This window comes from Novosphingobium sp. NPDC080210 (assembly GCF_050281025.1).
Taxonomy (GTDB): Bacteria; Pseudomonadota; Alphaproteobacteria; order Sphingomonadales; family Sphingomonadaceae; genus Novosphingobium.
The window spans coordinates 1,022,746-1,040,251 of the sequence record NZ_JBNNWL010000001.1; the positions used below are offsets into that span (position 1 = coordinate 1,022,746).

Consider the following 17,506-nt stretch of genomic DNA (forward strand, 5'->3'; position numbering starts at 1 on the left):
CGACCCGCTAGGCCCTCCGCATTGCAGCAAGGCGACGATTTGCGGACAGTTTGGTGACTCATTTGCGACAGCAGCATGACACCGCCCGAATGACCGAAGAGCGTCACAAAACGGTCATGTCGCCCGGGCAGAAGGGCGCGGGGAAACTCTGCCATGTTACAGACCAACGCGACCACAACCCTGCTCGTCACCTCGCCAGACCCGGCCCTGCTGCACAGCGTAAGTGCGGCCCGGCCCGACCTGCGGATGATGCCGCTCGGCCCGAAGATCAGCAGCGACCTGAAGATCGAAGGCACGCCGCTGTGCTTCGTGGACTGGCTCCTGCCGGAAACTTCGGGGCTGGAACTGGTCCGGCGGCTGCGCGAGGCCCGCCCCACCCGCAGCGCCCATATCACCATGGTGCTGGACGGCGATGACAGCGATGAACGCCGCCGCGCGCTCAAGGCCGGGGCCGATGACTATATGGTCGGCCCGCTGGATGCCGCATCGCTGCTCGACCGCCTGGCCTTCTATGAAGCGGGCGAAGCCAGCCCCGCCCCGGCGCGCTCGCGCCTGGCGAATGGCGACCTGGTGGTCGACCTCGCGGCCCATCAGGCGCGCTGGCAAGGGACGGCAGTGACCTTGCGGCCCAACGAATTCCGGCTGCTTGCCCATTTCATGGAGCATCCGGACCAGGTGTTCAGCCGCAGCGCCCTGATCGAACGGCTCGGCAAAGACGATGAAGCCATTGATGAGCGCACGGTTGACGTCTGGGTCGGACGCCTGCGCCGCTCGCTTGCCGCACATGGCGCGCCCGATCCGCTCCGCACGGTGCGGGCGATGGGCTATGTCATGGACAGCTTCGTCGGCAACTGACCTGCCAGAGGCGCGAAAAGCGCGCGGGATTGTTGATCCAGCAGGGATGCGTGCTTGCCCCAGCGACGAAGCGGCGGCATAGGCCGCCTATTCCGAATCCCCAGCGAAAGGCCCGGCAATGAAGGTCCGTGTATTCGTCTCTCTCAAGAACGGCGTGCTCGACCCACAGGGCCGTGCGATCCACCACGCTATCGAAGGCCTGGGCATCCATGGCGTCAACGATGTCCGCGCGGGCAAGATGATCGAACTCGACGTCGACGACAGCGTGACCGACGAACAGCTTGAAACGATGTGCCGCCAGCTCCTGGCCAACATGGTGATCGAGAACTACCGGATCGAAAGGCTTGCGGCATGACCTTCCGCAGCGCCGTCATCACCTTCCCCGGATCGAACTGCGACCGGGACATGGCCGACGCGCTGGAAAAGGTGTCTGGCACTGCGCCGCACCGCGTGTGGCACGGCGATGCCGACCTGCCGCAGAACCTGGATTTCATCGCCCTGCCGGGCGGCTTTTCCTATGGCGACTACCTGCGCTCTGGCGCGATGGCCGCGCGCAGCCCGATCATGCAGGCGGTAATCGCTGCCGCTGGTCGCGGTGTTCCCGTCCTGGGCGTGTGCAACGGCTTTCAGGTCCTGACCGAGGCTGGCCTGCTCCCCGGTGCGCTGCTGCGCAATGCCGGGATGAATTTCGTCTGCCGCGACGTCGCCCTGACGGTTGAGAACACGCAAAGCCTGTTCACCGGCGGCTATGACGCGGGACAGACGATCACTATTCCGGTGGCCCATCACGATGGCAACTACTTCGCCGATGCCGAAACGCTGGACCGGCTGGAAGGCGAAGGCCGCGTGGCGTTCCGCTATGCCGAGGAAGTGAACGGTTCGGCCCGGCAGATCGCCGGCGTGCTGAACGCGGCCGGCAACGTGCTGGGCATGATGCCGCACCCGGAACGGATGATCGAAGCGGAACAGGGCGGCACCGACGGGCGCGCCCTGTTCGAAAACGCGATCGAGGCACTGGCTTCGGCCTAAGCAGCCTCAGCCCGCATTGGCGCGGCGCAGACGCCCGCCGAACAGGTTGCTGGCTTCCAGCGCGGGCATCGGTCGTCCGTAGTAATAACCCTGGATCTTGCGGCAACCGAGCTGGCGGATAACGTCCAGCTGGTGTTCGGTTTCCACGCCTTCCGCCGTCGTCGACATTTCCAGGCTTTCGGCCATGGCCACCACGGCGCGGATGATCGCCAGGCTTTCGGCATTGCCCATGGCCGCGCCCTGCACGAACGAGCGGTCGACCTTGATCGTCGAGAAGCGCAGGTTGCGGATATAGGCGAGCGAGGAATAGCCGGTTCCGAAATCATCCAGCGCAATGCCGCAGCCCAGCGCCATGATCTGTTCCAGCGCGGCCCTGGCGGTGGATGCGTCGCGCACGAAGATCGATTCGGTCACTTCGATTTCCAGCCGCTGCGGCGGCAGTCCGCTTGAGCTGAGCGCCCCGACGACGCTGGCAATGAAACCTCGGTCCAGCAGCTGTTCGCCCGACACGTTGACGGCAACCTTCACTCCGTTCGGCCAGTTGACCGCTTCACGGCAGGCTTCGCGCAGGACCCATTCGCCAATCGGCACGATCAGGCGGGTATCTTCCGCGAGCGGGATGAACTTGGCCGGGCTGACCATGCCGTGTTCTTCGCTGTTCCAGCGCAGCAGGGCTTCGAAGCTGACGATGCTTTCATCCTTGGCGTCGACCACCGGCTGGAAGTTGAGCATCATTTCGCCCTTCTCCAGCGCGCGGCGCAGCGAGAATTCCAGCTTGCGGCGCTCTTCCGCTTCCTGGTGAAGCGACGGTTCATAGCCGTGATGGACCCCGCCGCCCTCTTCCTTGGAGCGATAGAGCGCCAGGTCGGCATTGCGCATCAGCGTTTCGACCGTCGAACCGTCACGCGGGCCAAGGGCCGAGCCGACCGATGCGCCAATGTACAGGGTATGATGATCGACTTCGTAAGGCCGCGACAGCAGTTCGATGGCCGCTTCCGCGACGCGGCTGACGCGGTTGTGGTCGGTCGCATCGCGGATCACGATGGCGAATTCGTCACCGCCCAGGCGCCCGACCAGTTCGTTGTCGGTCATGATCGACTTGAGCCGTTCGGACACGCGCGCCAGCAGCTGGTCGCCAACGAGGTGGCCCAGGGTATCGTTGACCGCCTTGAACCGGTCGAGGTCGATCATCAGGAAGGCGCAGCGGGTGCGCCACTGATCGGCGTAGCGCATTGCCTCGCCCAGGGCCTCGGTCACCATCATGCGGTTCGGCAGGCCGGTCAGCGTGTCATAACGCGCCATGTGGGCGATCTTGTCACTGGATTCGCGCTGCTCGGTCACATCCGAACCGACCCCGCGGAAACCATCGAAATTGCCGTTTTCGTCAAGCTTGGAGGTACCCGAAAGCTCCCACCAGCGCTGCTGTCCGTTGATCGATACGCGCACCAGCAGGTTCGAGAAGCTCTCCCGGCGCTTCAGACGCTCGGCCAGGTCATGCAGGCTGGAGGGGAACTGGCCCGTTTCCCAAGCTGCACCTGCGATCAACTGAATGAATGGCTTGCCTTCGATTTCATCGGGAGAAAGCCCCAGAGCAAAGGCGAAACGCGGGCTGGCGGAACGTACGCGGCGCGACGGGTCAATCTGCCACAGCCAGTCCGCCTCGCCCTCCTCGAACTCGCGCAGCAGCATCGAGACGACTTCGCTCTTCTCTGCCATCGCCGCTTCGGCAATGCGTGCCGTCAGGAAGAAGCGCGCATTCTCGACCGCGCCCAGCCCCACGACAATCAGGAAAGCCAGCGAAAGCAGCGCCATTTCCATGCTGGCCGAAAACAGGAAGCTGACGACCGCGGCTCCGCCAACGATACCGGCAAACAGCAGGTTGCCTAGCGGAACGGCGGGCAACAGGACTGCGGATGCCGTCATCAGCATGGCGCAGATGGCCCACAGTTCCAGATGATCGGACGGCGAACCGTAAGGCGCGAATGCGGCCAAAGGCAGGGCCCAGGCCACGGCATTGGCCGTTGCGCTGAGCGTCTGGCGCTTGACCTCGTCGCGCGAGATGCGGCGGCGGTCGGTATCGCCCAGCGTCTTGTCGATCCGCGCGCCATAGAACAGGCTGGCAGCCAGCATGACCGCCCAGCCAACCAATGCGGCCGGATGGATGCTCTGGTAATAAAGCTGCAACACAGCCAGGGCGGCGATTCCATGGGCCAACCCACGGGCGACGGATACCCGGGCAAGGCTGGAATACTGCAACCCGCGCATGCGGGCCCAGTCCCCTTCAGCGGGTTCTTTCAGTCCCAATACTGCCATGACCGGCAGGCTCTTGGGCAAGGCGGACGGAGTGGTTTCTGCTTTGGTCACGGCCGCAGCATAGGAAAGCAATAGTTAGCACCGCGTAAAGGGTACGCGATTCGCCGTATAAACAGCTGAACTTGCGCGCTTTAGCCCAGGTTGGCGCGCGCCGCTTCCCAATTGCGTCCATCGAAGGGGCGCACAGCCGGTGTCAGTCCGTGATCGGGATCGAGGCAACGGAAATGCACGCTCCACGCTTCCGGGTGAGAGCGCGGCTGGTAGAAGCTCTTGATCCCGCAGGTCCGGCAAAAGAGGTGTTCCGCCGCCCCGTTGCCAAAGCGGTAACACGTCAGGCTGTCCGATCCGAAGAGCAGCGCAAAGTCCGAATGCGGCACGATCAGGTGCAAGTAACCGGTCTTGCTGCAAATCGAACAATTGCAGTCCAGCACTTCCAGCGGCGGCGAAACCGAGACGGCAAAGCGCACCGCGCCGCAGTGGCAGCCGCCTTCCAGCCTCATTCCACGGTAACCGACTTGGCCAGGTTGCGCGGCTGATCGACGTCCGTGCCCTTCACGCAGGCGACATGATAGGCGAGCAATTGCACCGGAATGGCATAGACCAGCGGCGCAATCAGTGGGTGGACCTTGGGCATCTCGATCGTGGCCATGCAGCCCTCGCCCGCTTCATCCAGCCCTTCGCGGTCGCTGACCAGCACGATCTTGCCGCCGCGCGCGCGGACTTCCTGCATGTTGCTGACGGTCTTTTCGAACAGCGGTCCACTTGGGGCGAGGACGATGACTGGCACTGCCTCGTCGATAAGCGCAATCGGGCCGTGCTTCATTTCGCCCGAAGCATAGCCCTCGGCATGGATATAGCTGATTTCCTTCAGCTTGAGCGCGCCTTCCAGCGCCAGCGGGTAATCCTGCCCGCGCCCCAGGTAAAGCACGTCGCGCGCCGGGGCGATCAGGTGCGCCATGGCCGCGATCTCGTCGTCATGCGAAAGCGCGGCATTCATCAGCGCCGGAACTTCCAGCATGTGCTTGACCAGTTCGGTCTCTTCCGCGCGGCTCATCCGCCCGCGCTTGACCGCCAGATGCGCGGCCAGGGCGGCCAGCACGGCCAGCTGGCACGTGAAGGCCTTGGTCGAGGCAACGCCGATTTCCGGCCCGGCATGGGTGGGCAGCAGCAGGTCCGCCTCGCGCGCCATGGAACTGGTGGGCACGTTGACTACGACCGCGATGGTCTGGCCATTTTCCTTGCAGTGGCGCAGCGCTGCCAGAGTGTCGGCGGTTTCGCCGCTCTGCGAAATGAACAGGGCCAGCCCACCCGGTTCCAGCACCGGATCGCGGTAGCGGAACTCGCTGGCGAAATCGATGTCGACCGGCAAGCGGGCGAACTGCTCGAACCAGTACTTGGCCACCATCCCGGCGTAAAAGCTGGTCCCGCAAGCGACGATGGTCACGCGGTTGATGCTCGACAGGTCGAAATCGAACTGCGGCAGGGCCACCGACTGATCGACCTGGCGGACATAGCTGTTCAGCGTCTGCGCCACGACGGTCGGCTGCTCGAAGATCTCCTTCTGCATGAAGTGGCGGTAATTGCCCTTCTCGATCTCCATCGCCGACGCGCCGGACGTGGTAATCTCGCGCGTGACAGGCTGATTGTTCTTGTCGAACACCTGGGCACCGTCGCGCGTGACAATCACCCAGTCGCCTTCGTCCAGGTAGGAAATCTTTTGCGTCAGCGGAGCCAGGGCCAGGGCATCGGAACCAAGATAGGTCTCGCCCTCGCCATATCCGACCACCAGGGGCGAACCCAGCCGCGCGCCGATCAGCATGTCGGGGTGGCTACGAAAGGCGATCGCCAGCGCGAATGCCCCGCGCAGTTGCGGCAGAACCTGCTTCACCGCCTCGACCGGCTCGGCCCCGCCTTCAATCAGTTCGGAGATGAGGTGGGCAACCACCTCGGTATCCGTATCGCTTTCAAAGGCGCGGCCCCTCGAAGCCAGCGCCTCCTTCAGCTGCTTGAAATTCTCGATGATCCCGTTGTGGACCAGCGCCAGTTCCGCCGTGGCATGGGGGTGGGCATTGGCCGCAGTGGGCGCGCCGTGGGTTGCCCAGCGGGTGTGGGCGATGCCGGTGGTGCCGGGCGCGGGATCGCGCGCCAGTTCGTGCACCAGGTTCACCAGCTTGCCCGGAGCGCGACGGCGGATCAGCTGCCCGCCATCGACCGTGCAGACCCCGGCGCTGTCATAGCCGCGATACTCCATTCGCCGCAGCCCATCGACCAGCCGCTCCGCGACCGCATCCTTGCCGACAATGCCGATGATTCCACACATTTTCTGGCCTTCTCTATAGGATGTAAGGAACGCGAATTCCCGGCAGTTCTGCCGGCAAATCCTTGGTGTTTCGGGTTATCAAGATTGCGCCATTCACCTGCGCCGTGGCCAGAATATAGGCATCCATCAGTTTCATCTTCTTGCGATGACGAATATCGGCGGCAGCAGTGGCGATCCGGGCATCCAGCTCAACGACTTCAAACGGAGCAATTGCCTGCTGGATCACGTCGCGGCGTTCCAGCGCTTCGCCTGAAAGGATTTCCGTCCAGACGATCCGGCTGATCCGGTGTCGTTTGTAGCGGGCAAGTTCGGCAGCTGCCTGGGGATAGCCCTTCAGCCAGTCGATCAGAATATTGGTGTCGAAGAACGGATCGGCCACGGATTAAAGGTCTTCATAGGAAGTGCGATCCTCTCGCATGGCGACCTGATACTCGACCCCGTCCGGTATTTCGCCCCGGCCCTTCCAAAGTCCAGCCCCCCGCGAAATCCAGTCCTTGTTACCCAAAGCGGAAGCCTGCGCTTTGTACGCTCGGACCGCTTCGCGCAAAACGGACGCGCGCGACTGGCCCTGCTCAACCGCACGGGCATCGAGCCACTTTATGTCATCGTCGGGTAAGTCGGCGAGAATGCGGGTCATTGATATATCGATATCATATCATGATATCGTGTCAATCTTTCTTATCCGCTGCTTTCTTCTTTTTCATCGCATCGTGAAAGCGGTCTGCCCAACCTGGCTTCACCAGTTGTTCCCCGCGGACGATCCGCAATTCGCCCGCTGCGACGTCGCGGGTGACCGCGCTGCCAGCGCCGACAATCGCGTCGGCACCGATCTTCACCGGAGCGACTAGCGAAGAGTTGGAACCGATGAAGGCACGTTCCCCGATGATGGTCTTGTACTTGAAGTAGCCGTCGTAATTGCAGGTGATGGTGCCCGCACCGATATTCGCGCCAGCACCCACCTCCGCATCGCCGATGTAGGACAGGTGGTTGGCCTTGGCCCCCTTGCCCATTATCGCTTTCTTGACCTCGACGAAATTGCCGATCTTCGCCTTTTCCTCAAGCACTGTACCGGGACGGAGCCGCGCGAAGGGGCCGACTTCGACCCCTGCGGCCAGGCTGGCCCCTTCGATGTGGCAATTGGCGCGGATCTTCGCGCCATCTGCAACGCGGACGCCGGGGCCGAAGAACACGTTGGGCTCGATCAGCACATCACGGCCAAGCTGGGTGTCCCAGGCGAACCAGACCGTTTCTGGGGCGATAAGGCTGGCGCCTTCGTCCATTGCCAGGCGGCGGCGGCGTTGCTGCCAGCGCGCTTCCGCTTCGGCCAGTTCGGCGCGGGAATTGATCCCCATCACCTCGGCTTCGTCCGTTTCGACCACGACCACCCGCGCACCCTCCGCAATCGCATTGGTTGCGACGTCGGGGAGGTAGAACTCACCTGCGGCATTGTCGTTCCCAACAGCTTCGAGCAGGCGCCACATATCGTCGCTGTGGGCCACGATCACGCCGGAATTGCACAGGTTGACCGCGCGTTCCTCGGCAGAGGCATCCTTGTGCTCGACCATCTTGCGCACCGTGCCGTCGCCATCAGCAATGATCCGGCCATAGGCCGCAGTATCTGCGGGCCGGAAGCCGAGCACAGCCACTTTCGCTCCGCCGGTCAGCGCGCCGCACAGCCGCCGCACGGTCGCGGCGGACAGGAACGGCACGTCGCCAAAGCAGACCAGCACCAGGCCGGAGAAATCCGCCAGGGCCTCCTTGGCCATCAGCGCGGCATGGGCCGTGCCGAGCTGCGGTTCCTGCACCACGACCTCGGCCCCGCTGCCGCTGAGCGCCGCTTCGATCTGTTCGCGCCGGTCACCCGCGACGATCACCTGGCGGTCAAGGCCGACCTCCCCCAGGCTGCCCAGCAGGTGCAGCAGCATCGGGTGGCCCGCGATGGGATGGAGGACCTTGTGCAGGTCGCTTTTCATGCGGGTGCCCTTGCCCGCGGCAAGGACGATGACGGCCAGTGGATTTTCGCTAACGCTCATGCTGGCTGACATGCCACCAAATGATTGCGGATTCCAGCGGGGTGAGCCAATGGCCCGGCAATGACTGCACACCGCTTTGACCCACACCGCTTTGACATTGTCGGCTTCGACCTGGACGGCACCCTGCTCGATACGCTGGGCGACCTGGCTGTCGCGCTCAACCATGCGCTCGGCACGATTGGCCGTGAGCCGGTTCCCCAGGCCGAGGTCAAGAACCTCGTCGGCGGCGGCTCGGGCCTGATGTTGCGCCGCGCCCTGGCCCTGACCGGCGGCGAGGAAGGGCTGGACTTTGACGCGCTCCGCCAGGTCCTGATCGCGCACTACGGGGACAATATCGCCAACCACACCGCGCTTTACCCGGGTGCGGCGGAAATGCTCGACGACCTAGCGGCAAGCGGCACCCGGATCGCCGTTGTGACGAACAAGCCCGAACCGCTGGCAGTCAAGCTGTTTGACGCGCTGGGCCTTTCCCCCCGCTTTGCCAGCGTGATCGGCGGCGGGCGCTATCCGCTCAAGCCCGCGCCCGATGCGCTTCATGCGATGGTCGAACAATGCGGCGGCGGCGCGGCGGCTTTCGTGGGCGACACCACCTTTGACACCCGCGCCGCGCGTGCGGCGGGCCTGCCGTCAGTCGCGGTCAGCTTCGGCTTTTGCGATGCAGCGCCCGAGGCCCTGGAAGCGGATGCGGTGATCGACCATTTTGACGAGCTGATTCCCGCACTCGCGCGCCTCTGATCGCTTCCGATTCGCGCTGAAATCCGCAATTCGGCGGGCAAAATGCCACTGCTTGACGCTAGGGAACGCCAGTGCTGCACTGCGGCATATTGCAAGCCGTCCCCCGCCATGCCATGCCCCCGGCGCTTCCCCCGGGATCAACCAATTCAAGTGGAGAGAACCCCATGACCATTTCTTACAAGGACCGCGTTGCAATCGTCACTGGCGCCGGTGGCGGCCTGGGCCGCGCCTATGCGCTCGAACTCGCCAAGCGCGGGGCCAAGGTTGTCGTGAACGACCTGGGCGGCAGCCGCGACGGCACCGGCCATTCCGACGCCGCGCTGAAGGTGGTCGAGGAAATCAAGGCCGCTGGCGGTGAAGCCATGTCCAACGGCGGTTCGGTCACCGAATACGAACAGATGGTGGAAATGGTCGCCAAGGCAAAGGAAGCCTGGGGCGGCGTGCACATCCTGATCAACAACGCCGGCATCCTGCGCGACAAGAGCTTTGCCAAGATGACCATGGACGACTGGAAGCTGGTCGTCGACGTGCACCTCAACGGCAGCGCCAACTGCACCAAGGCGGTGTGGGACCTGATGCGCGAACAGGCCTATGGCCGCATCCTGATGACCGCCAGCTCGACCGGGCTTTACGGCAATTTCGGCCAGGCCAACTATGGCGCGGCCAAGCTGGGCCTGGCCGGTTTCACCAAGACGCTGGCGCTGGAAGGCGCGAAGTACAACGTCCGCATCAACACCCTGGCTCCGGTGGCTGGCACCCGCATGACCGAAGACCTGGGCATGCCGGAAACCTTCTTCCAGATGCTCGCTCCTGAAAACGTCGCACCGATGGCGCTGTATCTGGTCAGCGAAGACGCGCCGACCAATATGATCTGCGGTGCGGGCGCTGGCGCTTATCACGCAGCCTATGTCACCCTGACCCCCGGCGTGGCCCTGCCCGCTAACGAGCGTACCCCGGAAGGGATCGCGGCGCACTGGGAACAGATCATCGACCGCACCGGCGAAATCGTCCCCCAGTCGGGCGGCGAACAGAGCCAGGTGGTGATGGCCGCGCTGAACAAGCTGGGCAACGCCGGCTGATCCGGCACTCCCCCTCTCGCCAAGGCTGAGGGGGGGCAGCCGCCAATCAAACAAGACCGCCGGGCGAGCGCGCACGGCGGTCTTTTTGCGTCTAGTTTCCGCGCACTTGGTCGCGGTTCTCTACACTGCCATCCGGAACTTCCCCTAATCACGCCTGCACCTTGTTGCAGCCGTGCCCGACGCAAAGGTTTTTCGCCTCATCCAGACAGGAAAGCGCGAACCAATGCTCAAGCGTATTGATCCCTCCCAGGCTGAAATGGGGATGCTCATCCACAAGCTTGAAGGGCCGTGGCTGAAGCATCCCTTCTGGAAGACCAAGTTCGTGATCGACGATCCCGAGATTCTTTCGGACCTGCGGGATTCGGACATCCAGGCCGTGGTGATCGACGTTTCCCGCGGGCGCGACGTCGAATCCCATGCGCCGATGCGGTCATTTTCGCCGCCCTCCCCGCCGTCGGGCCTGCGCTCCCGCTTTGCGCCCAAGCCGGTGCGGGGCGCACCGGAACCGTCGGCGTTCAACTTCCGCTCGACCAAACCGCAAACCACCGCGCGCGAGTTCGGACACGCCGCCAAGGTGGCGGATCGCGGGCGCAAGATCGTCACCCAAGTGTTCATCGAAGCGCGGCTGGGCAAGTCGATCAAGGCCAATGCGGTCGAACCGGTGATCGAGGACATCTTTGCCTCGATCCAGCGCAATCCCCATGCCTTCAACGGCCTGATGCGCTGCAAGCAGGAAGCGGAATGCGTCTATCGCCATGCCCTCGCCTGCTCGGCCCTGATGATCTCGCTCGCCCGGCAGCTGAAAATGACGCCCACCGAAATCCGCGAAGCAGGCAAGGCGGGCCTGCTGTTCGATGTCGGGATCAGCCAGTTGCCGATCGACATTGCCGATTATCAGGACGACTACCGCAAAATCCCGCACGAGATCCTGCGCGAACATACCACGCTGGGCTTCAACTTCCTGACTGCCAGCGGCCTGTCCGGCCAGACCCCGCTGGTCGCCCTGCATCACCACGAACGCAACGACGGTTCGGGCTATCCCGCAGGGCTGATCGGCGGGGACATCCCGTTATTGTCGCGCATGGCCGCCGTCTGCGATGCCTATGACGAACTGGCCGCCAAGGGGACCGACGCTCATCCGGTCGATCCCGGCGAAGTGGTGCAGCGCATGGCGCAAATGTCGGGAAAGTTCGATCCGGTCGTGTTCGATGCTTTCGTCCAGTGCATCGGGATCTACCCCATCGGCACTTTCGTCGAACTGCGCAGCGGCCTGCTGGCCATGGTCGTGGACCAGGACGTGGCCGATCATTCCAAACCCAAGGTCCGGACTTTCTTCTCGCAGCCGCTGGGTGAGCGGGTTCAGTCCGAAGAGATCGATCTCAGCAAGTGCAATGGCCAGGATGAAATCATGGGTCTGGCCGACATGTCGCGGTTTGAACCCGAAGACGTGCGCGAACTGCGGCACCGGATGATGAATGCGGTGATGCGCGCGGCCTGACCTTTGAAGCAGGGTTGAGATGCGCGGCGGGGGCCTTATGCAGGGGCTCCACCAGGAGAGAACCATGCGCGCGACCCAGGCATTCATCGAACAGACCGGCGGCCCCGAAGTCATCCAGTGGCGCGAGGTTGATCTGCCCGCGCCGGGCCCGCACGAAGTGCTGATCCGGCACGAAGCGGTCGGCCTGAACTTCATCGACACTTACTTGCGCACCGGGCTTTATCCGATGCGCCTCCCGGGACTGCTCGGCTTTGAAGCGGCAGGCGTGGTGGAAGCGGTGGGCAGCGAAGTGACCCGGTTCAAGCCCGGCCAGCGCGCGGCTAGTTTTGGCGGCACTCCTGGCGCCTATGCCACGGCACGGATTGCCAAAGAGGCAGAGCTGTTTCCCCTGCCCGACGGGATCGACAGCCAGACGGCTGCGGCAGTCTTTCTGAAAGGTGCGACGACCGAAGCCCTGGCAGAACGCGTCGCGCCGGTTCCCGAAGGCGGCTGGGCACTGGTTCCGGCGGCGGCGGGCGGCGTGGGCCTGCTGCTGGTGCAATGGCTGAAGGCGCGCGGCGTGCGCGTGATCGGGACGGTCGGTTCACCGGAAAAGGTGGTGCTGGCACTAGACGCCGGAGCGGAGCAGGTGTTCCTCTCGGACGATCCCGATCTCGTCGCCAAGGTCCGCGAAACGACTGGCGGCGCCGGCGTCCGGGTATCCTATGACGGCGTGGGCGCGGCCAGCTGGCAAAGCTCGCTCGATTCGATGGCGCCGCGCGGCACGGTCGTCTCCTTCGGCAATGCCAGCGGTCCCGTGACCGGCGTGGCGCTGCGCGATCTGGCCACGCGCGGCTCGCTGTTCGTTACCCGCCCGGGCGTCTACGACTATTACCGCGATCCGGCCGAAGCCCTGGCCGGGGCCGCGAAGCTGTGGGACATGGTCGCATCGGGCAAGCTCAAGATCACCGTGGGCCAGACCTATCCGCTGACCGAGGCAGCCCAGGCGCACCGCGACCTGGAAGCGCGCAAGACCACCGGCTCCACCCTGCTTCTGCCATGACCGCCCTGCCCCGGATCGAGCTGATCGGCTGCCCGAGCGACGTCAATTCGTCGTTCGAGCGCGGCCCGGCCCAGGCCCCTGCCGCAATTCGCGAAGCCCTGTGGTCCGATCGCGGCAATCTGGCCTGCGAGGATGGGCAGGAAATCGGCGTCGATTTTGAACTGACCGACCGGGGCGACTTGCCGCTGAACGAAACCGCAGCCGACGATGCGATGATCGCCGCAGCTGTGCAGTCCTCGATCGCTTCGGGCGCGGTGCCGCTGGTCCTGGGCGGGGACCATGCGATGAGCCATCCGGCCGTGCGGGGTGTTCACGCTGCGTCGGGACCGGTGACCATCCTGCATTTCGATGCGCACCCCGACCTCTATGACGATTTCGAAGGCAACCCGCGCAGCCATGCATCGCCCTTCGCGCGGATCATGGAGGCGGGACTGGCGCGGCGGCTTGTCCAGGTCGGCATCCGTACGCTCAACCGCCATTGCCGGGACCAGGCCGAGCGGTTCGGGGTGGAGATCGTGCCCATGGCGGACTTCACCCCAGTCCGGGTTCCGGTGCTGGAAGGTCCGCTGTACATCAGCATTGACCTTGACGGGATCGATCCTGCCGAGGCTCCCGGCGTGTCCCACCCAGAGCCGGGCGGATTGACTGTAAGAGAGGTTCTGGCCGTCCTGCGGCGGCAGACTGCGCCGCTGGCTGGAGCCGACATCGTCGAATTGAACCCGCGTTTCGACCACAACCAGCGCACGGCAATCCTCGCCGCCAAGCTGGTCCGCGAGATCGCGGCCCTGGCGGCGAGGAACCGCGGTTAGGCAGCCAGCTTCAATTCGCTGGCGTGGCGGGGATAGGGGGCGACCTGCCCGCTCACTTCCAGTCCGGCCAGTTCGCTGGCAAAGCCGTGGTTGACGTCACGGTGGTGCGCTTCATCGGCGCGGACCACCAGCACCACGTCGCGCAGCGTGGCATCATCAGGCAAGTGCCAGTAATGGCGCGCTATCGCCGGGGCGGGCACGTTGGGGCTGCGCCCCTCGTCGATTTCCTTGAGGTAGAGCGTGTAGCTGATCACCGCTTCCTCTTCGAAATAGCCAACGATCCGGTGCGCCGTGCGTGAGCTGACCAGGTAGAGCGCGAAGAAGGCCAGGTAGAACACCCATTGCACGCCCAGGATCACCATGCGTTCGAACAGGGTCGGCTTGGCCACCTCGATGAAGGTCATCAGGTGCATCCGCTCGTTCTCGGCCTCTTCCATGAGGGTGCGGATCCAGCCGCGATCGTCCTCCATCCGGCGCAGCGCCTTCAGATGGGTCAGCGTCGCACCGACCATGCCGGGCACCGCCGCCACGGTTTCCAAAACGATGGCGCGGTGGCCATAGCGCTTGGCAAAGAAGGTATCGGCGCAAAACCGCAGCAGCTTGGTAAAGCCAAGGGCGATACGGTCAGACAGGTCGCGCGGGGCGTGGTGCACGCCAAGATCGACCATCGGAATCTGGGACATTTCAATCTCCTTGCGGGACAGCGGCCGCATCCTGGCGGCCCACCCGATAGAACAGAGCGAGGCTGAGGCTTTCGGCGATCCGCTGGGCCTTCGCCTGCAAGGCGCGGGCGGCAGAGGGGGAAAGCAGTTCGCTGGTCGTCTCGCTCCACAAATGCAGCCAGCGCTCAAACATCTCCGGGGTGATCGCGGCCCGGTGCCGCAGGTGTGCCGCCATCGGACTGCCCTTGTAACGCCCGCTGGTCAGCATCACCGACGACCAGAAGGCGACCAGCTTTTCCAGATGGTGCGGCCAGTCGTCGATGGCGGAATTGAACAGCGGGCCGAGCATGTGGTCGCTGCGCACGCGGGCGTAAAAGGCCGGAATCAGGCGTTCCAGGTCTGCCTCAACGATTTCGCCGGGAAGGTCCACGACTCGCTCTAAATCATGCATCTGGAGTGCATATAATCAGGCGAGTTGAAACATGCAATGAACGTGCATATTATCTGCGGCGAACGGTGTTGAGGAACTGCGATGCGCCTGACGCGCTATACCGACTACGCGATGCGGGTGCTGCTCTACCTGGCGAGCAAGCCCGATGACCGGCTCAGCTCCATCGGCGAAATCGCGCGCGGTTACGGCATTTCGCAGAACCACCTGATGAAAGTCGTCAACGACCTGGTCCGCGCGGGCTATATCGAAAGCGTGCGGGGCCGGTTCGGTGGCATCCGCCTGGCCCGCGATGCCGGGACGATCAACGTCGGTCAAGTGGTGCGTCACACCGAGGACGGCTTTGACCTGGTCGACTGCGATGGCTGCGTCATTGCACCCGCCTGCGGCCTGACGGGCGTGCTGCATGAGGCGACCAGCGCCTTCATGGCCGTGCTGGACAGCTATTCGCTGGCGGACGTCCAGGCCGGACGGAATGATTTGCTGAGCCTGTTCGCAGTGCCGGCTGCGTAAGGATTCAATCCGCCTGCGCGAACCAGATCACGTGGCGGGGGCCCTTGCCCTTGCCGTTCGCGTCATAGCGGGCGCGGACTTCAACCTCTTCCACTGCAAAGCCGACATCCTGCATGCGGCGGGTGAACTTCGGATCGGGAAAGGCAGACCACACCGCCAGTATTCCGCCAGGCGTCAGCGCCTTGCGCGCATTGTGCAGGCCGGACTTGGAATAGAGGCGGTTGTTCTCTTCCCGCACCACGCCGTCCGGGCCGTTGTCGACGTCCAGCAGGATCGCGTCGAACGGATCGGGGGCAAGCAGCATCGCTTCGGCCACGTCGCCCATGCGCAGGGTGACGCGCGGATCGTCAAGACAGCCAGCCGCGACTTCCGCCATCGGCCCGCGCGCCCATTCGATGATTTCCGGCATCAGCTCGGCCACGGTGCAATGCCCCTTGGCGCCCATTCCGGCGAGCGCGGCGCGGAGCGTAAAGCCCATGCCGTAGCCGCCGATCAGCAGATGCGGATCGCTAAGGCCCTTCAGCCGCTCCAGCGTCATGGTCGCCAACGCCTCTTCGGAGCCGCGCAGCCGCGTGCTCATCAGTTCGTTGTGGCCCATCACGATCATGAAATCGCGACCATGGGCGAACAGCTTCAGCTCCTCGCCCCCGGGGACCTGCGCCGTGCCAAGCAGTTCGCGGGTGATCACGCTGCGCGCTGGGCGCGGTCGACCGCTTCCTGGTTGAGCATGTCGGCCAGCAGGAACGCCAGTTCAATCGACTGCGCCGCGTTGAGGCGCGGGTCGCAATGAGTGTGATAGCGGTCAGCCAGCGCCGAATCCGAAATCGCCACGGCCCCGCCGACACATTCGGTCACGTCCTGGCCGGTCATCTCGATATGGATGCCGCCGGCATGGGTGCCTTCCGCGCGGTGCACAGCGAAGAAGCCGCGCACTTCGTTCAGGATGCGGTCGAACGGACGCGTCTTGTAGCCGCTTTCCGCCTTGATCACGTTGCCGTGCATCGGATCGCACGACCAGACCACCGGATGGCCTTCGCGCTTCACCGCGCGGACCAGCGGGGCCAGACCGGCCTCGACCTTGTCATCGCCAAAGCGGCTGATCAGCGTGATGCGCCCTGCTTCGCGCGCGGGGTTGAGCAGGTCGAGCTGGCGCAGCAGTTCGTCCGGCGCCAGGCTGGGGCCGCACTTGAAACCAATCGGATTGCCAACGCCGCGCAGGAATTCGACGTGGGCCGAACCTTCAAAGCGGGTGCGGTCGCCAATCCAAAGCATGTGCGCGCTGGTATCGTACCAGTCGCCGGTCAGCGAATCCTGCCGCGTCATAGCCTGCTCATAGGGCAGGTGCAGCGCTTCGTGGCTGGTGTAGAAGCTGGTGCCCTTCAGCTGCGGCACGGTCGACGGGTCGATCCCGCAGGCTTCCATAAAGTCCAGCGCTTCGCCGATGCGGTTGGAGATTTCCTCGAACTTCGCGGCCCAGGGGCTGCGGCCCATGAAGTCCAGCGTCCACTGGTGGACCTGCCGCAGGTTGGCATAGCCCCCGGTCGAGAAAGCGCGCACCAGGTTCAGCGTCGCGGCGCTTTGCGAATAGGCTTGCAGCAGGCGCTGCGGATCAGGAATGCGCGCTTCGGGCGTGAATTCGATGCCGTTGATATTGTCGCCCAGGTAGCTGGGCAGCTCAACCCCGCCCTGCACTTCAACCGGCGAGCTGCGCGGCTTCGAAAACTGGCCGGCCAGACGGCCCACCTTCACCACCGGCTGCTTCGAAGCGAAAGTCAGGACGACCGCCATTTGCAGCAGCACGCGGAAGGTGTCGCGGATGTTGTTCGGGTGGAATTCGGCAAAGCTTTCGGCGCAATCGCCGCCCTGGAGCAGGAACCCCTTGCCCGCCGCGACCAGGGCAAGATCGGCCTTCAGCGCGCGCGCTTCACCGGCAAAGACCAGCGGCGGGAAGGTGCCGAGAGTATCCGTGACCTTGTCCAGCGCCGCAGCATCGGGATAGCCCGGCAGGTGCCGTGCTTCCTTGGCCGTCCAGCTTTCGGGGGTCCAGTTACTCGCCACTTTTCATGCTCCACTTCTTCGCAAAGCGCGGCCCATAGCCGCACCTCGCCATAAATGCAAAACTTGCAAACTCGATCAGACCAATCGCGTAATTTTATTACACGATTCCGAA

The 17,506-nt window shown here is 64.2% G+C and carries 19 protein-coding genes; 9 read left to right on the forward strand and 10 right to left on the reverse strand.

Annotation, left to right across the window (positions count from 1 at the left end):
- The first annotated feature begins 153 nt into the window (after positions 1–153).
- The 3 genes from ACQKOE_RS04915 (at position 154) to purQ (ending at position 1,884) form a co-directional block, all read left to right on the forward strand.
- Positions 154–855 (forward strand): response regulator transcription factor, encoded by a 702-nt coding sequence (locus tag ACQKOE_RS04915; RefSeq protein WP_427511789.1) that lies wholly within the window; start codon positions 154–156, stop codon positions 853–855.
- A 118-nt stretch (positions 856–973) separates the two neighbouring features.
- Entirely contained in the window at positions 974–1,210 is a 237-nt protein-coding gene (gene purS, locus ACQKOE_RS04920; RefSeq protein ID WP_374591170.1) for a phosphoribosylformylglycinamidine synthase subunit PurS, read from the forward strand.
- Positions 1,207–1,884, forward strand: coding sequence for a phosphoribosylformylglycinamidine synthase subunit PurQ (purQ, locus tag ACQKOE_RS04925; protein WP_427511790.1), 678 nt, complete (start codon positions 1,207–1,209; stop codon positions 1,882–1,884). The genes purS and purQ overlap by 4 nt, the downstream gene beginning before the upstream one ends.
- Positions 1,885–1,890: 6 nt before the next feature.
- Here the strand turns inward: purQ and ACQKOE_RS04930 are convergent, their stop codons facing one another.
- The 6 genes from ACQKOE_RS04930 to glmU form a co-directional block, all read right to left on the reverse strand.
- Entirely contained in the window at positions 1,891–4,197 is a 2,307-nt protein-coding gene (locus ACQKOE_RS04930; RefSeq protein WP_427511956.1) for a putative bifunctional diguanylate cyclase/phosphodiesterase, read from the reverse strand.
- 131 nt (positions 4,198–4,328) lie between these two features.
- Complete coding sequence (locus ACQKOE_RS04935; RefSeq protein WP_427511791.1) at positions 4,329–4,697, reverse strand: GFA family protein; 369 nt, start codon at positions 4,695–4,697, stop codon at positions 4,329–4,331.
- Positions 4,694–6,517 carry a glutamine--fructose-6-phosphate transaminase (isomerizing) gene (gene glmS, locus ACQKOE_RS04940; protein WP_427511792.1) on the reverse strand — a complete coding sequence of 608 codons (1,824 nt, stop codon included), beginning with the start codon at positions 6,515–6,517 and terminating at the stop codon, positions 4,694–4,696. Before glmS ends, ACQKOE_RS04935 begins: the two co-directional genes overlap by 4 nt.
- Before the next feature lie 13 nt (positions 6,518–6,530).
- A complete protein-coding gene (locus ACQKOE_RS04945) occupies positions 6,531–6,896 on the reverse strand; it encodes a type II toxin-antitoxin system VapC family toxin (protein ID WP_427511793.1) in 366 nt (121 codons plus the stop codon).
- 3 nt (positions 6,897–6,899) lie between these two features.
- The gene (locus ACQKOE_RS04950) at positions 6,900–7,154 is read right to left on the reverse strand and encodes a ribbon-helix-helix protein, CopG family (protein WP_427511794.1); all 255 of its coding nucleotides are present in this window, start codon (positions 7,152–7,154) and stop codon (positions 6,900–6,902) included.
- Positions 7,155–7,185: 31 nt separating this feature from the next.
- Positions 7,186–8,550: a bifunctional UDP-N-acetylglucosamine diphosphorylase/glucosamine-1-phosphate N-acetyltransferase GlmU gene (gene glmU, locus ACQKOE_RS04955; RefSeq protein ID WP_427511795.1), complete on the reverse strand. Its 1,365-nt coding sequence runs from the start codon at positions 8,548–8,550 to the stop codon at positions 7,186–7,188.
- A gap of 60 nt (positions 8,551–8,610) precedes the next feature.
- Here glmU and ACQKOE_RS04960 point away from each other — a divergent pair, with 60 nt between their 5' ends.
- The 5 genes from ACQKOE_RS04960 to ACQKOE_RS04980 all read left to right on the forward strand — a co-directional run bounded on the left by ACQKOE_RS04960 (position 8,611) and on the right by ACQKOE_RS04980 (position 13,713).
- The gene (locus tag ACQKOE_RS04960; RefSeq protein WP_427511796.1) at positions 8,611–9,285 is read left to right on the forward strand and encodes an HAD-IA family hydrolase; all 675 of its coding nucleotides are present in this window, start codon (positions 8,611–8,613) and stop codon (positions 9,283–9,285) included.
- A 164-nt stretch (positions 9,286–9,449) separates the two neighbouring features.
- A complete protein-coding gene (locus tag ACQKOE_RS04965) occupies positions 9,450–10,364 on the forward strand; it encodes an SDR family oxidoreductase (RefSeq protein WP_427511797.1) in 915 nt (304 codons plus the stop codon).
- 223 nt (positions 10,365–10,587) lie between these two features.
- Positions 10,588–11,862, forward strand: coding sequence for an HD-GYP domain-containing protein (locus tag ACQKOE_RS04970; protein WP_427511798.1), 1,275 nt, complete (start codon positions 10,588–10,590; stop codon positions 11,860–11,862).
- Positions 11,863–11,926: 64 nt separating this feature from the next.
- A complete protein-coding gene (locus tag ACQKOE_RS04975) occupies positions 11,927–12,904 on the forward strand; it encodes a quinone oxidoreductase family protein (RefSeq protein WP_427511799.1) in 978 nt (325 codons plus the stop codon).
- The gene (locus ACQKOE_RS04980) at positions 12,901–13,713 is read left to right on the forward strand and encodes an agmatinase family protein (protein WP_427511800.1); all 813 of its coding nucleotides are present in this window, start codon (positions 12,901–12,903) and stop codon (positions 13,711–13,713) included. The genes ACQKOE_RS04975 and ACQKOE_RS04980 overlap by 4 nt, the downstream gene beginning before the upstream one ends.
- Here the strand turns inward: ACQKOE_RS04980 and ACQKOE_RS04985 are convergent.
- Both ACQKOE_RS04985 and ACQKOE_RS04990 read right to left on the reverse strand, forming a co-directional pair.
- On the reverse strand, positions 13,710–14,396 hold the full coding sequence (locus tag ACQKOE_RS04985; protein ID WP_427511801.1) for an alternative oxidase: 687 nt from the start codon (positions 14,394–14,396) through the stop codon (positions 13,710–13,712). The two genes, ACQKOE_RS04980 and ACQKOE_RS04985, sit on opposite strands and share 4 nt — an antisense overlap.
- 1 nt (position 14,397) lies before the next feature.
- Positions 14,398–14,826, reverse strand: a complete 429-nt coding sequence (locus ACQKOE_RS04990) for a group III truncated hemoglobin (protein WP_427511802.1) — start codon at positions 14,824–14,826, stop codon at positions 14,398–14,400.
- Positions 14,827–14,907: 81 nt separating this feature from the next.
- On the opposite strand from ACQKOE_RS04990, the gene ACQKOE_RS04995 reads away from it, so the two are divergent.
- Entirely contained in the window at positions 14,908–15,336 is a 429-nt protein-coding gene (locus ACQKOE_RS04995) for an Rrf2 family transcriptional regulator (RefSeq protein ID WP_427511803.1), read from the forward strand.
- A gap of 4 nt (positions 15,337–15,340) precedes the next feature.
- On the opposite strand, the gene ACQKOE_RS05000 is transcribed toward ACQKOE_RS04995, so the two are convergent.
- Both ACQKOE_RS05000 and ACQKOE_RS05005 read right to left on the reverse strand, forming a co-directional pair.
- A complete protein-coding gene (locus ACQKOE_RS05000; RefSeq protein WP_427511804.1) occupies positions 15,341–16,024 on the reverse strand; it encodes a spermidine synthase in 684 nt (227 codons plus the stop codon).
- Positions 16,021–17,394: a class II 3-deoxy-7-phosphoheptulonate synthase gene (locus ACQKOE_RS05005; RefSeq protein WP_374590785.1), complete on the reverse strand. Its 1,374-nt coding sequence runs from the start codon at positions 17,392–17,394 to the stop codon at positions 16,021–16,023. Before ACQKOE_RS05005 ends, ACQKOE_RS05000 begins: the two co-directional genes overlap by 4 nt.
- Positions 17,395–17,506: the final 112 nt, after the last annotated feature.